The sequence below is a fragment of the Ruegeria sp. H7 genome, assembly GCF_056532945.1.
The window spans coordinates 108,436-127,083 of the sequence record NZ_JBQFNZ010000005.1; the positions used below are offsets into that span (position 1 = coordinate 108,436).

Below are 18,648 nucleotides of genomic sequence, written 5' to 3' on the forward strand. Positions count from 1 at the left end.
AATTGACGGGCCGTCTGAATCCGCTAACGTCTGCCGGATCAATGCGCCCCGAGGTCCCCATGCCGCAATCCGCCCGACTGTTGAATCCGATCCTGATCGTGGGGTGTATCATCATCACGGTCAGCTTCGCCGTCCGCGCCTCGTTCGGGGTGTTTCAGATCCCGATTGCGGATGAGTTCGGCTGGCTGCGCACCGATTTTTCCCTGGCCATTGCGATCCAGAACCTGGCCTGGGGCATTGGGCAACCGATCTTTGCCGCGATTGCCGAAAAGATCGGTGATCGAAAGGCGATCATCCTCGGTGCATTGACCTATGCCGCAGGCATGGTTCTGTCGGCCTGGTCGATCACGCCCTTCGGGCACCAGATGTATGCATGGCTGGTGGGCTTCGGTATCGCGGGAACCGGGTTCGGCGTTGTTCTGGCTGTGGTTGGCCGCGCCTCATCCGACAAGAACCGGTCGATGTCTCTGGCGATTGTGACTGCTGCGGGCAGTTTTGGTCAGGTGATCGGCGCGCCAACTGCGGAATGGTTGCTCACCTTCCTGCCGTGGCAACAGGTGTTTATCGTGTTCGCCGTTGCGATCCTTGCGCTTGTTCTGACGCTGCCCTTCATGCGCGCGCCGCAACCGGTCAGCAAGGCCGAGCTGGAAGAAAGCATGAGCCAGATCCTGGGCCGCGCCTTCCGGGACCCATCCTACGCTTTGATCTTCTTGGGTTTTTTCAGTTGCGGCTATCAACTGGCCTTCATCACCGCCCATTTCCCGGCTTTCGTGACCGAGATGTGCGGCCCCATCCAACCCGGGGGTGTTCTGCATTCGCTGGGCATTACCACCACTTCTGCCTTGGGTGCGGTGGCGATTTCGCTTGTGGGTCTTGCCAATATCGGCGGTACGCTGTTGGCGGGCTGGGCGGGCAATCATTTCCCCAAGAAATACCTGCTCGCCGCGATCTACACAGCCAGAACCCTCGCGGCTGCGGCGTTTATTCTGATGCCGATCACGCCAACCTCGGTGATCGTCTTCTCAATCGTCATGGGATCGCTCTGGCTGGCTACGGTGCCGCTGACTTCGGGCCTTGTCGCGCATCTGTATGGGCTGCGCTACATGGGCACGCTTTATGGCTTCATCTTCCTCAGCCACCAGATCGGAGGGTTCCTGGGTGTCTGGCTGGGCGGGCGGATGTATGACGTCTATGGCGACTACACCATGGTCTGGTGGATCGGCGTCGCGGTCGGAGCGTTCAGTGCCATCGTCCACCTGCCGATCCGCGAAAACCGGGGCGCAACACCCGCTGCAGCCTAGCGGGCTTCTTCTTCGGTCAGCAAGCCTTCGGCCACCAGGCGGTCCGCCCAGCCTTGCGGGCCGGTGAAGTGATGCGTCTGCCAACCACGGGACCGCGCGGTTTCGATGTTGTCGATCCGGTCGTCCGCGAACAGCAATGTCTCGGGCGGTAGACCACAATCGGCCTCGACCTGCGCATAGATCGGCACATGGGGCTTCACCATCTTCATCCGGCCCGAGACATAGTGCCGGTCAAACTCGTTCAGAAACGGATAAACGGTGGTGGCATAGTCGAAATTCTGCACACCGAAATTCGTCAGCGCAAAAACGGGCACGCCCTTGGCGCGCAACGCCCGCTGCAACCGGACCGAATGCGGAATTTCTGGCGCGGCAAGCTCGATCCATTTGTCGTGCCACATGCGAATCTCGTTTCGCCAATTGGGATATTTCTCGGCCCAGTTGTAGATCGTATCGGTGAAGTGATGGCCCTGATCCACCAGATCGTTCATGCCGTGCAGATCGACCTCGTCGAACATCGCGCGGCGGCGATCCTCTCCGATCACGCGGTCATAGTAGCGCTCGGGCTGCCATTCGATCAGTACATTGCCGATGTCGAAAATGACCGCTTGGATGGGCATGTTGTGTTCCTGCTTCAATTTCCTGCCGCGCCGACTGAACCAAGCCCGGCGTTCAAGTTCAAGCACCAACCGCAGCGCGCAGCGCTGCCCGGCCCAACCGGAGAAGATGCATCCTTGATGCATCGCCGACGGGCGGGAGGGCTATGCCCGTTTTGCCGCTCTCAGTTCCCGTTCCAAGGCGTCCAGAAACCGGGACCGGTCGGCCTTGCCGAAGGGTTTGCCGCCGCCCCCTGCACCCAACGGGTTTGCCGCGCGCAGGTCGGCCATCAGGTCGCGCATCGCCAGTTGCTGACCAATATTGGCGGCGGTGAACGCCTCGCCATTGGGGCGCAGTACGCGCGCGCCGGCCTCGACACATTTTGCGGCCAAGGGGATGTCGGATGTGACCACCACATCTCCCGGCCCGCAGCGTTCGGCGATCCACTTGTCGGCCTCATCAGCCCCTTCCGAGACAATGACCACCTGCACCAAAGGGTTTGCCGAAGGCCGCAGTCCGCCATTCGACACCAGCGCCATCGGAACCTTGTGCCGGGTCGCCACCCGCTCGGCCTCGGCCTTCACGGGGCAGGCATCGCCATCGATATAGAGCGTTGTCACGCCTTCTTTGCCTCTTTCGTCGCCGCTGGCTTCTTTTTCACCTTGAACTCTTCCGGGATCGGCATCCGGTTGAACGCATCCAGACCGGCGATCTTGTAGGCTTCGGCCAGCGTTGGATAATTGAACGTGTTCTGGACAAAGTAGTCCACGGTGCCTTTCAGGTTCAGCACGGCCTGCGCGATATGGATCAGCTCGGTCGCGCCTTCACCGACGATCTGCACGCCCAGAACCCGGCGGGTTTTCAGCGAGAACAGCATCTTCAGCATGCCATGTTCCAACCCCATGATATGCCCGCGCGAGGTTTCGCGGAACCGCGCCACGCCGACCTCATAGGGAATGCCACGCTCCTGCAACTCCTCCTCGGACATGCCGCAGGTGGAAATCTCGGGTACCGAATAGATGCCATAAGGATACCAGGGGCTCTCAGGCAAGGTCGGTGTTTCCAGCGCGTGACAGGCGGCGACCCGACCCTGTTGCAAAGACGTAGAGGCCAGCGAGGGGTGCCCGATCACATCGCCGGTTGCGTAGATATGCGGCACCGAGGTTTGATAGGTCTTGCGATCCACCTTGATCCGGTTGCGGTGGTCTGTTTCCAGCCCGACCGCGTCCAGATTCAACGCCGAGGTCGCGCCCATGCGGCCCGCTGCAAACAGCAGCATCTCGGCCCGGACGTGCCGCCCGTTTTCCAGCGTGACTTCAACGTGGTCGCCGGTGTCTTCGATTTTCTCGACCGCAGAGCCCAGCCGCAGATCGACACCGTTCTCGCGGATCTGATGGGTGAAATCGTGGATCAACCGGCTGTCGATGAAATCGAGGAAGGTTTCCCGTGGTTCGATCAACGTCACCCGCACATCCAGCGCCGAGAACATGGTGGCGTATTCCACCCCGATCACCCCAGCCCCGATGACGACCAGCGAGCGTGGAATCTCGGCCATCTCAAGAAAATCGTCACCATCCACGACGGTCTTGCCGTTGAAGGGCACATAATCGGGGCGATAGGTTTTGGTTCCGGTGGCGATCAGAAACTTGGCTGCGGTCAGGCGCGTTTTCTCACCGGCATCGGTGGCAACTTCGATCTCATGCGGGCCAACGAACGAGGCCAACCCGTTCAGGGTTTCCACGTGGTTGCGATTGAACTGGTGTTCCAGCACATCGACCTCATGATCCAGCGTCATATGCAGACGGGCCTTGAGGTCTTCGGCGCGGATCTGGTCCTTGACGCGATAGGACCGCCCATAAAAGCTGCGCTCGCGCCAGCCGGACAGGTTCAGCACCGTCTCGCGCAGGGTTTTCGACGGGATGGTTCCGGTATGGACCGACACGCCGCCAAACCGATCCTTGCGGTCGATCACCAACACGCGGCGCTTCAGCTTACCGGCCTGAATCGCGGCGGACCGCCCCGAGGGACCGGACCCGATGATGATCAGGTCGTAGTCATAATCGGTCATGCCTCAGTCTCCGTACAGCGCTTCGGCATGGAAGGTGATGTGGTCTTCCATGAAGGTGGACACAAAGAAATAGGAATGATCATAGCCCGGTTGCAGGCGATAAGTGGCCTGCTGGCGACGCTCGGCGATGGCGGCGGCCAGCGCTTCGGGGCGCAGCAGGTCGATGAACTGGTCGCTTGCACCGGTGTCGATCAGGATCGGGCCATCAAACCCCTTTTCCTTCATCAGCAGGGACGCATCATGTTTCGCCCAGGCCGCTTCGTCATCGCCCAGATAGGCTCTCAGTTGTTTGCGGCCCCATTCGGCCCCGGTGGGGTTCGAGATCGGCGCAAAGGCCGACGCCGACCGGAAACGTCCCGGCAGGTTCATCGCCAGCGTCAGCGCACCGTGGCCGCCCATCGAATGACCGGTGATGGCTTGACGGTCCATGTCGATGGCAAAATTCTCGGCCACCAAGGCGGGCAACTCCTCGGCCACATAATCCCACATGTTGAAATGCGGGGCCCAGGGGGATTGCGTAGCGTTCACATAGAACCCGGCACCCTGGCCCAGATCGTAATCCTCGTGATCGGCCACGCCTTCGCCGCGCGGCGAGGTGTCGGGGAAGATGACTGCGATGCCCTGTTCAGCAGCCCAGGCTTGCGCCCCCGCCTTGGTCATCGCGTTTTCATGGGTGCAGGTCAGGCCCGACAGATACCACAGGATCGGAACCGGGCCGTCCTTTGCCTCGGCCGGAAGAAACAGGCCAAAGGTCATGTCGCATTGGCACGCGGTCGAAGCATGGCGGTAGACGCCCTGCACGCCACCGAAACAGGCATTTTCCGAAAGGGTTTCCATCAGGTCTTTTCCTTACGTTAGGGTTCGCCCATGGCTAACGGTCCAAGGCCCCTACGTAAAGTCCGGGCACCTTCGTCGCGCGTATTTTTCGAAAAGGTGAAGATCAGAAGGTGCCGACCCAGGCAATGACCACGGGGACGGTCAGGATGCTGGCCACAGTAGACAACAAAATCGCGGCTGACGCGCGGTGCGGAGCGACATTATAATGCGCGGCCAGCATGTAGACATTGCCCGCCACGGGCAGTGCCGCCGCAGCGATTGCGACCGCCGCCGGAAAGGCTTCGACGGGCACCAGCCATATTACGGCCACGGCCACGCAGGCGGGATGGATGACCAGTTTGCAAAAGCTGAGCCAGGCGGCGATGTGGACGCGCTCGGCGGATTTTCCGGCCAGAGAGGCTCCGATGGCGAACAGCGCGCCGGGCGTTGCGGCCCCGCCCAGAATGGTCAGGAAATCATTCAGGGGGCCGGGTACCGGCACTTGCAAGGCTGACCAGATCAGACCGGCGGAAATGGACACGATCATCGGGTTTTTTAGCAATCCGATCCCGATCAGGCGCAGCGTTGAAGGGGTCAGTTTCCCGTCCCGCCCACCGTTGATCAGTATGACAATCAGTGAGGAAAACACCACCAGATCAACCGCCAGCACCAGCATCACCGGGCCAATTGCGGCCTCGGTCAGCAGCAGGGCCAGCATCGGCAGGCCCAGAAATCCGACATTGCCAATGGCGGCACATTGCGCCTCGACCGCTGCGGTGGGGATGTCCATGCCGCGCAACCACGCGACAAAGGTGGCAAGGGAATAGACCGCCAGCGTTCCGATCAGGTAACCGATGATCAGGCGGCCGTTGAAAATCTCGGCAAAGGGCAGGGTGGCTGCGAACCTGAACAGCATTGCCGACAGTGCGAAAAAGAACACGAACTTGGTCAGATAGGCGGTGGCCTCGGCCGAGAAAAACCGGGTGCGCCCGGCCCAATAGCCCAGGCCGATGATCGCAAAGAAGGGCAGCGTGCGCAGAAAGACCTCGACCATGGGTCTTGTCCTAGCATGGTTTGGGCCTGCTGCAAGCCCGGTCTTGGGACAGGGGTGACCGTGCTGGGAGTGCCGGATTTCACAGGATCGTGACGTCAAACTGCGCGCAATGGCCAAGAATCCTTGTATCTGAACCGAACGGTTTATAAACTCGGACCACCTCAAGCATCAGGAGACGACATGACCCAGACCGCTACCATCCTGCGCACCGGCCGAAAATTCGACCAGGTTCTGCGCGGGGCCCGAGAGGTTTTCATGGCGGATGGGTTCGAAGGCGCAAGTGTGGACGACATCGCCCGTGCGGCGGGTGTGTCCAAGGCGACCCTGTACAGCTATTTCCCGGACAAGCGGCTTTTGTTTGTCGAGGTGGCCCAGACCGAGTGCCGCCTTATGGCCGAGCGTGTTCTGTCGATGATCGATGAAACCAAGCCAGCACGTGAGGTGTTGACCATCACCGCAACACAGTTGGTCGGGTTTTTTGTGTCGGACTTTAATCAACAGGTCTTCCGGGTCTGTGTCGCAGAACGCGATCGGTTCCCGGAACTGGGGCAGGCGTTTTATGAGGCCGGACCTCAGAACGGGCAACGCAAGATTGCCGAGTACCTGGAAAAGGCCGTTGTCAGAGGGGAACTTGCCATTGAAGATGTCCAGATTGCCGCCGAGCAATTTGCCGAACTGTGCAAGGTTCGGCTGTGGGTGCGCGCTGCCTTTGGCATCCAGAAAGAGTTCAGCCAGGCCGAGATTGACGAAGTCGCGCTGCATGCCGTGGATATGTTCCTGGCCCGCTATGGTGCCTGAAAATTGATGGCCTGCACCGGGGCTTGCGGTGCAGGCCATCCTTCACTCATTAAAATGGCACTCGGTAAGTATTGGGTCTAAGGCACAGGTCTTTGGAAATCCTTTATTCGATGAAAGTTCGTGCCAGCCGGTCGCTGATGGGTTGCGCCAGATAGGCGATCACCGTGCGCTCGCCGGTATTGACGAACAGATCGGCAGGCATGCCCGGAACCAGATCGAGCGCGGTAACCGGCGCGGGTTGATCCGCATCCAGCCTGACGCGGGCCTGGTAATAGGGCTCGCCCGTCCGTTCATCCTCCAGCACGTCCGCTGATATATCGAAGATCTGGCCATGGGCTTCGGGCACATCGGCCTGCGCAAAGGCCGACAGGCGGATGCGCGTGGATTGTCCGACATGCAGCTTGTCGATGTCAGCGGTCTTCACCCGCGCTTCGACGATCAGGGCTTGGTCGGCGGGAACAATGTCCATGATATGCTCACCCGGCCGGATCACACCGCCAGTGGTCGAGGCGGTCAGGTTCACCACGCGCCCGCTGGCCGGGGCCACAAGCTCGATCCGGCTGCGCCGTTCGGCGGTGCCTGCATATTGCGGGCGGATCAGGTCCAGTTGCGCCTCGACCACCGCAAGTTCACCGGCAATGACCTCATCGCGCAGCTTTTGCTGGCTGAGCAGGGTCAGTTGTAGCTCATGAATCTGGTTCTCAGCCTGCGCAATCTGCGTCCGAAGCGAGGCATCGACGCCCGAAAGACGCTCAAGCTCGATCTGCCGGGCGCTGACACGGGTTGCGGCAACCAGACCCTTGTCCAGTAGACCCTGCAGGTTGTCCAATTCGACCTGCGTGATCGAGATCTGGTTTTGGGTGCTCAGGCGCTGTTCGGCCAGCCCGGCGATCTGATCGCGCAGCCCTGTGATGCGTTGGGCATTGATGTCGGCCTCGGTCCGTCGGGCGCGGGCTTCGGCGTCGAACAGTTGTTTCTGGGTCAGATAGGCCGGGAACCAGTGCAGACGGTTCACGTTGGCCGAGAACTGGGCAAGGGCTGCGGCCTCGTCAAAGCTGGCCTCGCCCGTCATCTGCGCGATCAACCGCGCGCGGCGGACCGACAGCCCTCCCAATTGGCTGCCCAGCACGTTCAGGTCGACATCAATCTCAGTGCTGTCGAGCCGGATCAGAGGTTGCCCCTGTTCGACAAAATCCCCGTCCGCGATCAGGATCGAGCGGATGATGCCGCCATCCAGATGCTCGACCGTCTTGCGGTCACCTTCGACCACGAAAGAGGCCGGGGCCACCACCGCCCCGTCGAGTTTCGAGGCAAATGCCCAGTAGACGCTACCAGCCCCAAAAGCCACCATTGCCAAAAGTCCAAACAGGACATAGCGCGCAATACCGGGCGATGTGTCGGTGATGTCGATCATCTGCCCGTCATTCAGGGTCAGAGTAGTCTGCGATTGGGTGTGTGGAACAAGCTGTCTCATTGTGCGGCTCCTGTGACTTGGGGTGCGGGGGCGGGCTGGGGTGTGGATTTCGCTTGCGTCTCCAATACGTTGCGGCGGTTGACCTTCAGCACATCCTCTTTGTCACCAAACTGAGTCTGGGCCCCGTTGCGCATGACCATGACCTTGTTTGCGGCCTGAAGGGTGGCGGGGCGATGGGTCATCACGATGGCAATGGCACCGCGCGCCTGAGCGGCCAGAATAGCCTCACGCAATGCGTGTTCGCCTTCGGCATCCAGATCGGAATTGGGCTCGTCCAGGACCAGTACAAACGGATCGCCATAGAGCGCGCGGGCCAGTGCCAGACGTTGCCTCTGACCGCCGGACAGGAAGAATCCCTGACCGATGCGCGTTTCATAGCCGTCGGGCAGGGCGTTGATCATCTCGTGAATGCCCGCCTCGCGCGCGGCGCGCAGAACCTCGGCATCGTCGATGGCGACCGAGAAGCGCGCGATGTTTTCGCGGATCGTTCCGTCGAATAGCTCAACGTCTTGTGGCAGATAGCCGATCTGCTTGCCCAGATCCTCGGCATTCCATTTGGCCATCGGGCTGCCGTCCAGCAGAACCTCGCCCCGTTGCGGATGCCAGATGCCCGCCAGCATCTTGCCCAGCGTGGTCTTGCCCGAGCCGCTATGGCCGATGACCGCCAGCACATCGCCCGCGTCCAGGGCGAAATCGATCGATCGGATCGTGGCGTTGATGGCGCGGGGCGGCCCGGCCTGCGCGATGCGGACGTTCAGGGATTTGAACGCGCGGGGCAGATGCAGGTTGGGCGGGGTCTCGGCAAATTCGTCGGTCAGGGCCTTGATCTTGGCATAGGACCCGCGCGCCGCCAGAAAGCCGCGCCATTGGCCGATCAACTGGTCGATGGGCGACAGGGCGCGGGCCAGAACAATTGTGGCGGCGATCATCACGCCTGCGGTGGATTCGCCGGTAATCGCAAGGGCGGCCCCCAGTCCGAGAATCGCGGATTGCAGGCCCATGCGAATGGTTTTGGACATGACCGAAAAGCTGGCGATCCGGTCAGCGGCCTTGGTCTTGTGCCTGTGCGCATCGATCTGCAGCGCGGTCCAGCGGCGCACCAGATCGGATTTCATCCCCAGCGCATGGACCAGTTCCGCGTTGCGGTCGCTGGTGTCGAACAACGCATCCGACCGTCCCCGCGCCTGCGCGGCGTTTTGCATCGGAGTATGGGCGCGGGCGTTGTTGATCAGCGCCATGAGGGTCAGGGTTACGGCTCCGGCCAGCCCCAACAGACCCAGCAGCGGGTGCAAGACGTAAAGGACCAGCAGATAGATCGGGATCCATGGCGCATCAAAAAAGGCAGTCAGGGTGCTGCCCGAAATGAATTCGCGAAATCCGTTGACGTCTTCGACCAGATTTTCACCGGCCTGACCGTGGCCCTGAACCCGGCGGCGCATGGCCGCACCAAGGACTGGGGCGCCGACAGACATCTCGAACCGGGCGGCAAGACGGCCAAGGATGCGCATCCGCATCAGGTCGAGGCAGGCGATCACGACAAACACGCCGCCCAACAGCAGGGTCAGTGCGATCAGCGTGTCAATGTTCTGGCTGGTCAGTACACGGTCATAGACCTGAAGCATGTAAAGCGGCCCGGCCAGCATCAGCAGATTCAGAAACAGGCTGAACAGCGCGACGGCGACAAAGCCTTTGCGCAGCGCGGCCCAAGCGGTTTCGACGGGGTTGGATTTCTTGAACATCGGATAGCCCTTTCCGGTTGATCAAAAACGGGGCGACCCGAGGGCCGCCCCGATTGGAGTTGGTTACGCGACGAAGTCGTCGTCACTCAGGTCGGTGCTGTTGACACCGGCCAGACGGACCGAGCCTTCGCCTCCGAACGAGATGACAGCGTCGTTGCCATCCTGCGCGACACTCAGCGCGCCGCCGAAGTCCGGACCGAAGTCACCGAACTGGAGCTGGTCGAGACCAACTTCGAAGTCCTGGATCACGTCGTTGCCGAAGTTCGAACCGAACGAGAAGGTGTCTGCACCTGCGCCGCCGATCAGGATGTCATCGCCACCCTCACCGTTCAGCAGGTCGTCGCCTTCGCCACCGTTCAGAACGTTGGACAGATCGCTGCCAAAGATCACATCACCATCGTCCGAGCCGATGACGTTCTCGATGGATTGCAGGATGTCTGTCTCGATCTGGTTCTCGATGACGTCCTGACCGATGACACCGATGCCACCCACGGCATTGACGTCCAGCGTGGCGCCCGCGTCCACCAGCGTGTCCTGCACGACCGGGCCATTCGCGCCCGCCGGTGCATTGTGCAGGTGGATGGCAGAGACAACACCCGGGATCGGCGTGTTCAGGTCGGCTTCGTTCAGACCCACAACGCTGAGTTCGCTAGAATAGGTGACCTCGCCTGTCGCTAGGTTCTGGGTGATGACAACGGTTGCGTCACCAGTGGCGTCGCTGTCCGAGGTCGGCCCAGGCTCTTGCGCCGCGTCCAGACCGCCGCTCAGAGATACGGTACGGATGCCGTTCTCGGTCACGTCGCTATCGACCAGCAGTTGCCCGCGGATTTCACCGCCCGGGAACTCAGAGGTGTGGATGTTGTAGTACAGGTTGCCCTGAACCGCTTGTTCCACGAACTGAGCGCCATCTTCGATAGCCGACCCGAACTGACCCGGTGCTGCGACAACCGCATCGACGACCGAGATGTTGAAGCCCGTATCGCGTGTGGCGGTGCCGTTGCCGTTGGCGTCCAGACGAACCTCGACCGCGACATCCAGATCCGAGAAATCGGCTGTGTCGATGCCGTCGCCACCGTCGATGAAGTCATTGCCCAGACCGCCGGTCAGAACATTGTCCCCATCGCCTGCGATCAGCACGTCATCCCCTGCGCCGCCAACGATGTCACCGTTGGTGGTACCCAGATCGACAAAGATGTCGTCGCCATCGCTCAGCAGAACGTTGCCGTTGATCACACCTTCGTCGTCGTTGACGATGGTCACGCTGGCTGCGTCCGAGGCGTCGATTGCATTGACCGTGCCGCGAATCTCACCTTCGTTCAGGATCGCACCCAGCAGGTTCAGGCCGCCATCGATACGAATACCGGCTGCCGCGTCCGAGTCCTCGGACCCTGCGATCAGGCCTTCGTTGACAACAACACCGGCGAAAGAGGCATCATCCTGGCTGGTGAACAGGCGCAGACCGTCGCCGACCTGATTGCCTTCGATCGCGTCGCCACGACCTTGCAGCGTGCCTTCGTTCAGGATCGCGGCCGAAACCACATCGCCCGAGACGTCACCAGTTTGCAGCGAAACGGCAGACCCGTTGTTGCCTTCACCTGCATCCACCACACCGGAGTTGTTGAAGGTGTAGTTGTCGGCGGTGCCATCAGCGTAGACAGTCCCGTTGCGCTGGTTGCCGGTACCCAGGATTTCGCCTTCGTTGACAACCTCCAGCCCTTCACCATCGATGTTCACCGCACGGCTGTCCGAGGTGACGGTGCCTCGGTTCACAAAGGAACCGCCTGTGTGGTCGCCGGTGCCAAAGTACACACCGTTCTGGCCACCTTCGAACAGACCGCCTTCTTCGTTGATCAACTGACCCTGGAAGTTGACGTTGTTCACCGCGCGGAATGCACCGACGGTACCGTTAGCCCCTTCCGAGGCGACCACGCCCGCGTTGGTGATGGTGCCCGAGAAGGTCCCGGCGTTGCCGACATTGCCAATGCGGATACCGTCACCGGCTGCGTTGGTGCCTGCGGCGGCGTTGCCACGGCCCTGGATTGTGCCGGCATTGTTCAGCTCGAACGAATTCTCGCCTGCAATCTCAGCGCCAAAGCCCGAACCTTCGTTGCCTTCGCCTGCGTCCACAACACCGGTTTCCAGGTTGTTGAAGGTGAAGTCTTGCGCGGTGCCGTCAGCGTAGACCGTGCCGTTGCGCTGGCTGTCAGTGCCGATAATTTCACCGGCGTTGTTCACCTCAAGGCCAATGCCATCGATGTTGAACGCCCGGCTGTCCGACGAAATGGTTCCGCCTTCCAGGTTGTTGAACACACCGCCGGTGTGATCTGCGCCTTCGCCTGCAACGGGGTTGCCGAAATAGACACCGTTTTGAACGCCCGAGATATCGCCCGAGTTGTTGAACTCACCCTGGAACGAAACACCGTTGACGAAACGCACACCCGCAACAGTTGCGTTTGCCCCTTCCGAGTCGATGGTGCCAGTGTTGTTGATGATCGCGTCGGTGGTGCCGACATTGCCAACATTGCCGATCCGGATACCGTCACCGGCAGCGTTTGTCCCCGCTGCGGCATTGCCACGGCCCTGAATTGTCCCGGCATTGTCCAGCGTGAACGAGTTCGCGCCATCTGCGGCCCCGCCGATTTCGACGCCAAAGCCCGAGCCCTGATTGTGCTCGCCCGCGTCGATGGTCCCGGTGGCCAGGTTGTTGACCGAGAAGTCGTCGGCTGTGCCATCGGCATAAACAGTGCCGTTGCGCTGATCGTCGGTGCCGAGGATGTCGCCGCCGTTGATCAGGTTGACACCCGTGCCATCGATATTCACCGCGCGGCTGTCCGACTGAATGGTGCCAAAGTTCAGAACGTCCAGATCATGCGCGCCCTGACCGATATACAGGCCATTTGCAGCGCCTTCGATCACACCGGTCGAGGTGTTCAGAATCTCGCCTTCGGTGTTTGCACCGTCAGCGATACGGATACCAGCAGCGGTGCCTTGGGTGCTTTCCGAAGAAATCAGGCCGCTGTTGACGATCTCAGTGTCCAGAATGGTGCCTTCGGCGCCATTGTCGATGCGGATACCGTCGCCCGCCAGCGCGGTGTTCGACGCCGCCTGACCCCGGCCCTGAATGGTCGCGCCAAAGCCGTTGAACACATCGGTTTCCACACGGTCGCCGATCTCATCCCCGATCTGAAGCGAAACGCCTGCGCCCAGATTGCCCTCACCGGCATCCACGGTCCCGCCCGCGAAGTTCGAGATCGAGATATCCTCGGCAGTGCTGTTGGTGTAGATCGTGCCATTGCGCTGGTCGCCAGTGCCGACGATGTCGCCGAAGTTGCGCAAATCGATGCCTTGACCTTGGATGTCCACCGCGCGGCTGTCGGAACTGATCACGCCGCCCCGGAAATTGTCCAGGCTGCCCGAGCTGTCTGCGCCCAGGAATTGAACACCGTTGAAGTCGCCCGAGATTGCACCAAAGTTGCGGACAGCGGCGCTGCCGGTGACCTGAACGCCGGTTGCCAGCGCATCAGGGCCGCTATTGGCGTCGATCACGCCCGAGCGGAAGTTGAAGATGTCAACATCCTGCCCCTGCGCCTGAACAGCGGCAACGGCGTTGTTGGTGACGATCTCGCCAAAGTTCAGCAGGCGCGAGAAATCATTGGCCAGAACAAAAGCGGGGGTGTCATCGACCACAGTGCTCTGGAAGAAGTTGTTGAAAAGGGTTTGGCCGTCGCGGGTCGTCTCTTGCGCCAAGGTTGACGTGGTCAAGAGACGGGCGCGCAGGCTTTCTACGAATTGGGACAGCATGGGTCACTCCGTCAGGTTTGTTGCGTGGTGCAGGCGGCCCGAATGCTTGGGCAGCCGACGCATCAAAGGAGTAGGCCCCACCCCGAGGCAGCGGAAATTCATGATCCAAATCGGGGCTATAACCGATGCAAATAGTCACAAAACGCGTGAGGTCTGAAACCTTCAAACCCCGAAAAACAAGGCGCTTCACGCATACACGCCACGCGGTTTGCCCTATTCATTTTCGAAAGTTGACAGATTTGTTAACGGAAGTGAGCGTTTATCCCCCCGGATTTCGGGCGCAGGTCTTCTGAATCCGGCCCCTCAGGCGTATTTTGACGGCATGAGTGTTCCCATTTCCAATTGTGACGTTTGCCAAAATGAATATCCGTGATCTGGAATATGCCCTTGCGATTGCCAAACACGGTCAGTTCAGTCAGGCCGCGCAGGCGTGCAACGTGTCTCAGCCGGCGATGTCCAACCAGATCAAGAAGCTTGAGAACGAGCTTGGCACTGAATTGTTCCTGCGGCTGAACAACGAGGTACGCCCTACCGCCTGCGGTGCGCGGATCGTGGACATCGCAGCGCGCATTCTGGCCGACGCGCAAAAGATCCGCGATACCGCGACCGAGTTCCGCGACCCCGAGGCTGTGCCCTTCACCATCGGCATGACCCCCACGCTGGCCCCCTATCTGACGCAGTATTTCTCGGAACTGTTTAACACGCTGTTCCCGCGCATGCGTGTCACCATGATCGAAGACCTGCCGCAGAATATGCTGCAGATGGTCGAAGATCATGCGCTGGACATGGCTCTGGTGGCCAAGATCAACAACAGTGCCGCGCTGGATTTCACCTCGATCTGGTCCGAGCCGCTGTTTCTGGCGCTGCGGCAGGGGCATCCGCTGTGCACCTTACCCTCGATCGCACCGGAAGACGTGCCGCCGCATGACTTCATCCGCCTGCCGCACAGTTTTGGCTATGAGCTTGAGGAGCGGTTGCCCAAACATGACCCCTCAACCCGGATCAGCAAGCGCTTTGACCTGACTGCCCTGCGGTTCGAAACGATCTGCCGCCATATCTGCCATTCGGATGACTGCACCATTGTCTCGGCTTTGGCGGCCGAACAATTCAAGCGCGACAACTGGCCGTTGTGCTTTATTCCGTTCGACGCGCCCGGCCATCTGCGCGATCTGGGGGCTGCCACACGCCCCAATTGCCCGAGAAAACCGATGTTGGCGCGAATAGGGGAGTATATCCGGGAAAAGCCGCCCGTTGGGGTTATTCCGACCTATCGGTCCGAGCTTCCCGCCCATCAGGGGCAGCGCCCCGCGCTTGCCCGAGCCTGAGTTTTCTCGAAACCCATTGTTGACGCAGGCCGGAGGGCAGTTCTATCCGTTGACCCGTGGCAATTGGGGTAGGCAGATGGCAATGGACATTCGGAACGAAGGCATGCGCATCGGCGGGCAGGTGGTGTTCTCTGAGGCCACCATTCCGGTTCATTATCCCTACACGAACGAGGTGGTCGGCACCGTTCCCGCAGGCACGGTCGATCACGTTCGGCAGGCCTTCGAGATTGCCGCCAATTACACACCCCACCTGACCCGCTATGAGCGCAGTCAGATCTTGCAGCGTGCAGGCGACCTGATCGGTGAGCGGCGCGAGTACCTCGCGAAATGGCTGACGCTGGAGCTTGGGATTTGCCATCAGCACGCGATCTATGAGACCAAACGGGCGCAGGATGTGTTTCAGTTCGCCGCCGCCGAGGCGCTGCGCGATGATGCCGAGGTCTTTTCCTGCGACCTGACCCCCAACGGCAAGCCCCGCAAGATTTTCACCAAGCGCGACCCCGTTCGTGCGATCAGTGCGATCACGCCGTTCAACCACCCTTTGAACATGGTCGCCCACAAGATCGCGCCGTCGATTGCGACGAACAATTGCATGGTCTGCAAGCCGACCGAACTGACCCCTCTGACCGCGCTCAGCCTGGCCGACATTCTGTATGAGGCCGGTTTACCGCCCGAGATGTTTCAGGTTGTCACCGGCTGGCCGCAAGAGATCGGGGATGAGATGGTCACCAATGACCATATCGACATCATCACCTTCACCGGGGGCGTTCCCGTCGGCAAAAGTATCGCGGCCAAGGCGGGGTACAAGCGGCAGGCCTTGGAACTGGGCGGAAACGACCCGCTGATTGTGCTGAACGATCTGAGCGACGCCGATCTGGACCGGGCCGCGGCCATTGCGGTTGCCGGGGCAACGGGCAATTCCGGGCAACGCTGCACCGCCGTCAAACGTATTCTGGTTCAAAACAGCGTGGCAGATCGTTTTGTGCCCTTCGTGCTGGACAAGGCTAAAGCCATCCGTTTTGGCGACCCGCAGGACCCGGAAACGGAACTGGGCTGCGTGATCCATGCAGAGGCTGCGGCGCTGTTTGAAACCCGCGTGATGGATGCCGAACGGCAGGGCGCGCAAGTTCTGTATCACCCCGGGCGACAGGGGGCCTTACTGCCCCCAATCGTGGTTGATCACGTGCCCTACAATAGTGCGTTGGTGATGGAGGAAACCTTCGGCCCCATCATCCCCATCCTGCGTGTCCCCGACGATGACGACGCGGTGATGGCAATTTCCAATGGCACGCCGTTTGGCCTGTCATCGGGCGTTTGCACAAACGATCTGAACCGCGCGATTGCCTATATCAACGGGCTGCACGTCGGCACCTGCAATATCTGGGAGCAACCGGGCTACCGGATTGAGATGTCTCCGTTCGGGGGCATAAAGGACAGCGGCAATGGTGTGAAAGAAGGTGTCATCGAAGCGATGAAGTTCTTCACCAATGTCAAAACCTACTCGCTGCCCTGGCCTCAGTAAGTGGTGCGCATCTGGTATCCCTGATGGAAGGTCATGCGCACGAATGTCACCGGTTTGGCCTGAAACCATGTCGTGCGCTCCAACTGGAACAGCGGCGTTCCGGGCGGGACGGACAGGAAATCCTGCAAATGCCCCGTGGCCGGAACCGCCGACAGGGCGATCTCCGCGTTTGAAAAGGGCACCTCGGCCAGCAGCCATTCGTTGGGTCCGGTTGCAAGGAAATCCTCGTCCACCACATGGGGGACCGCCTCGACATTGATCCAGCGTTCCTCGAACTGAAAGGGGCGGTTGTCGGCGTGGTGCATGCAGTGCAGGTGAAGGACCTGAGCCCCCTCGGCCAGACCCAGCTTGGCCTGCAACCATGCGGGACAATCAATCAGGGTCCGACTGACCAGAGCATAGCGGTATTCGGCATTCATATCCTCGATGGTTTGGCGAACCACGGTGATCGGCAGCTTGGCCTGCTTGACCGGAGTGGTCACGACGCGCGTGCCGCCCTTGCGCTTGCGGGTGATGATCCCTTGCTCGGACAATTCCCGCAGAGCGCGATTGACAGTGGCGCGGGCGCAACCGAACTCGGCTGCAAGCTCCAACTCGGTCGGCAAAAGGCTGCCTTGTGGCCAGATGCGGGTCTGGATGCGGTTCAGAACCTCGTCGCGTATGTCCTGAAAGCCCATTGTCTTTGGCACGGTCACGGGTTGCTCACTTAATATCTGCCTCTATTCATATTATGTCCGGATTAAATCTGGATGCAAAGCTATCAACCTAATCACAGCGCGGACAAAAGCCCCTCTATCGCGGTTCGGTACGTGGCGATGATCCGGTCGCGATGGATATGGCGACCGTTGCGCACCTGATGCCGCCCGGCGGACCAAAGATCGGTCACGACCGAGTCCCTGGCCGCAAAGACCAACCCGTCCAGCACCTGATCGGATCGCAGCGCACACAGCGCCGGGTTTTGACTGTCTATGGCGACCAGATCAGCCAGCTTGCCCTCGGCGATCTGGCCCGCATCGCGATCCAAAGCCTGTGCGCCACCCATGGCCGCGCCGCAATAGAGCGTTTGCCCGACCGAGCCTTCACCCACAACCAGCACATTGCGCGACAGATCACGCAGCCGCTGGGAATATTCCAACGTGCGTAGTTCTTCCGTCAAAGAAATCAGCACATTGGAATCCGAGCCGACCCCAAACGTCCCGTCAGCGGCCAGATACGTCGGGCCGTTAAACGGACCATCACCCAGATTGGCCTCGGTGATGGGGCACAGGCCTGCGACGGCCCCGCTGGCGGCCATAGCGCGGGTCTCGGCCTCGGTCATCTGGGTGGCGTGGATCAGGCACCAATTGGCATCGACGGGGGCATTGGCCAGCAGCCATTCTACCGGGCGCGCGCCCAGACCGGCCTGTACTTCGGCCACCTCTTTGGGTTGCTCGGCGATGTGGATGTGGATCGGACCAGTGCCTTGCGCGGCGATCACCTGCGCCAGATCGGCGGGTGAGGTGGCGCGCAGGGAATGCGGCGCGATGCCAACGCGGCAGTCCGGTGGCAGTTCGCCATGCGCGCCGCGCGACTGATCGACCAACGCACAGAACCGGTCCACATCATTGCCGAACCGGGCCTGTCCGGCCTCAAGAGGTTTTTCCCCGACGCCCGCGTAGCTGTAAAGCACCGGCAGGTGAGTCAGCCCGATCCCGGTCTCACCAGCGGCAGCCATGATCCGGTCACTGAGTTCGGCAAGCCGGTCATAGGGCTGCCCGCCGGGTTGGTGATGCAGGTAATGGAACTCTCCGACTGCGGCATATCCGGCCTCCTGCATCTCAAGGTAGACCAGCGCGGCACTGGCCTGCACCTGATCCGGCGTCAAATGCGCGGTAAAGCGGTACATCAACTCGCGCCAGGTCCAGAAACTGTCGCGACCCGCCAAACGGTACTCGGTCATCCCGGCCATCGCGCGCTGAAAGGCGTGGCTGTGCAGATTGGACAGCGCGGGCAGCAAGGTATCGACGCGGGTGTCGCCTTGCATGGCTGCCGCGTCCGTCGTCAGGCGTAAAATGCGCCCGTCCTGAACCTCCAGCCGCAGATTTTCGGCCCATCCATCCGCCAGCAGGGCGCGGTTTGCGAATATGGTGGTCATATTTGCCTCCGGTTTTATGGAT

Annotated in this window: 14 protein-coding genes; 4 read left to right on the top strand and 10 right to left on the bottom strand. The window is 60.8% G+C overall.

Annotated features, from left to right (window positions below):
* The first annotated feature begins 59 nt into the window (after positions 1-59).
* Positions 60-1,301, top strand: coding sequence for an MFS transporter (locus ACR0AC_RS12550; RefSeq protein WP_170523024.1), 1,242 nt, complete (start codon positions 60-62; stop codon positions 1,299-1,301).
* On the opposite strand, the gene ACR0AC_RS12555 is transcribed toward ACR0AC_RS12550, so the two are convergent.
* From ACR0AC_RS12555 to ACR0AC_RS12575, 5 genes are all read right to left on the bottom strand, one after another.
* Positions 1,298-1,918, bottom strand: coding sequence for an HAD family hydrolase (locus ACR0AC_RS12555; RefSeq protein ID WP_480873771.1), 621 nt, complete (start codon positions 1,916-1,918; stop codon positions 1,298-1,300). The two genes, ACR0AC_RS12550 and ACR0AC_RS12555, sit on opposite strands and share 4 nt — an antisense overlap.
* 141 nt (positions 1,919-2,059) lie before the next feature.
* Positions 2,060-2,515, bottom strand: coding sequence for a YaiI/YqxD family protein (locus ACR0AC_RS12560; RefSeq protein WP_170453873.1), 456 nt, complete (start codon positions 2,513-2,515; stop codon positions 2,060-2,062).
* Positions 2,512-3,963 (bottom strand): Si-specific NAD(P)(+) transhydrogenase, encoded by a 1,452-nt coding sequence (gene sthA, locus ACR0AC_RS12565; protein ID WP_480873774.1) that lies wholly within the window; start codon positions 3,961-3,963, stop codon positions 2,512-2,514. The genes ACR0AC_RS12560 and sthA overlap by 4 nt, the downstream gene beginning before the upstream one ends.
* Before the next feature lie 3 nt (positions 3,964-3,966).
* The gene (gene fghA / locus ACR0AC_RS12570) at positions 3,967-4,800 is read right to left on the bottom strand and encodes an S-formylglutathione hydrolase (RefSeq protein ID WP_480873777.1); all 834 of its coding nucleotides are present in this window, start codon (positions 4,798-4,800) and stop codon (positions 3,967-3,969) included.
* 103 nt (positions 4,801-4,903) lie between these two features.
* Positions 4,904-5,833 carry an AEC family transporter gene (locus ACR0AC_RS12575; RefSeq protein WP_170622208.1) on the bottom strand — a complete coding sequence of 310 codons (930 nt, stop codon included), beginning with the start codon at positions 5,831-5,833 and terminating at the stop codon, positions 4,904-4,906.
* 180 nt (positions 5,834-6,013) lie between these two features.
* Between ACR0AC_RS12575 and ACR0AC_RS12580 the strand changes: the two genes are divergently transcribed.
* Positions 6,014-6,631: a TetR/AcrR family transcriptional regulator gene (locus ACR0AC_RS12580; protein ID WP_170453869.1), complete on the top strand. Its 618-nt coding sequence runs from the start codon at positions 6,014-6,016 to the stop codon at positions 6,629-6,631.
* Positions 6,632-6,734: 103 nt separating this feature from the next.
* On the opposite strand, the gene ACR0AC_RS12585 is transcribed toward ACR0AC_RS12580, so the two are convergent.
* From ACR0AC_RS12585 to ACR0AC_RS12595, 3 genes are all read right to left on the bottom strand, one after another.
* The gene (locus ACR0AC_RS12585) at positions 6,735-8,105 is read right to left on the bottom strand and encodes an HlyD family type I secretion periplasmic adaptor subunit (RefSeq protein WP_480873780.1); all 1,371 of its coding nucleotides are present in this window, start codon (positions 8,103-8,105) and stop codon (positions 6,735-6,737) included.
* On the bottom strand, positions 8,102-9,844 hold the full coding sequence (locus ACR0AC_RS12590; protein ID WP_480873782.1) for a type I secretion system permease/ATPase: 1,743 nt from the start codon (positions 9,842-9,844) through the stop codon (positions 8,102-8,104). Before ACR0AC_RS12590 ends, ACR0AC_RS12585 begins: the two co-directional genes overlap by 4 nt.
* Positions 9,845-9,907: 63 nt before the next feature.
* Positions 9,908-13,645: a beta strand repeat-containing protein gene (locus ACR0AC_RS12595; protein WP_480873783.1), complete on the bottom strand. Its 3,738-nt coding sequence runs from the start codon at positions 13,643-13,645 to the stop codon at positions 9,908-9,910.
* Positions 13,646-14,004: 359 nt separating this feature from the next.
* On the opposite strand from ACR0AC_RS12595, the gene ACR0AC_RS12600 reads away from it, so the two are divergent.
* Both ACR0AC_RS12600 and phnY read left to right on the top strand, forming a co-directional pair.
* Positions 14,005-14,970, top strand: coding sequence for a LysR family transcriptional regulator (locus tag ACR0AC_RS12600; RefSeq protein ID WP_480873785.1), 966 nt, complete (start codon positions 14,005-14,007; stop codon positions 14,968-14,970).
* A gap of 76 nt (positions 14,971-15,046) precedes the next feature.
* Entirely contained in the window at positions 15,047-16,492 is a 1,446-nt protein-coding gene (gene phnY / locus ACR0AC_RS12605) for a phosphonoacetaldehyde dehydrogenase (RefSeq protein WP_480873786.1), read from the top strand.
* Here phnY and ACR0AC_RS12610 read toward each other — a convergent pair.
* Both ACR0AC_RS12610 and ACR0AC_RS12615 read right to left on the bottom strand, forming a co-directional pair.
* Positions 16,486-17,187 (bottom strand): GntR family transcriptional regulator, encoded by a 702-nt coding sequence (locus ACR0AC_RS12610; protein ID WP_480584762.1) that lies wholly within the window; start codon positions 17,185-17,187, stop codon positions 16,486-16,488. The two genes, phnY and ACR0AC_RS12610, sit on opposite strands and share 7 nt — an antisense overlap.
* 74 nt (positions 17,188-17,261) lie before the next feature.
* A complete protein-coding gene (locus ACR0AC_RS12615) occupies positions 17,262-18,626 on the bottom strand; it encodes a formimidoylglutamate deiminase (protein ID WP_170453863.1) in 1,365 nt (454 codons plus the stop codon).
* Positions 18,627-18,648: the final 22 nt, after the last annotated feature.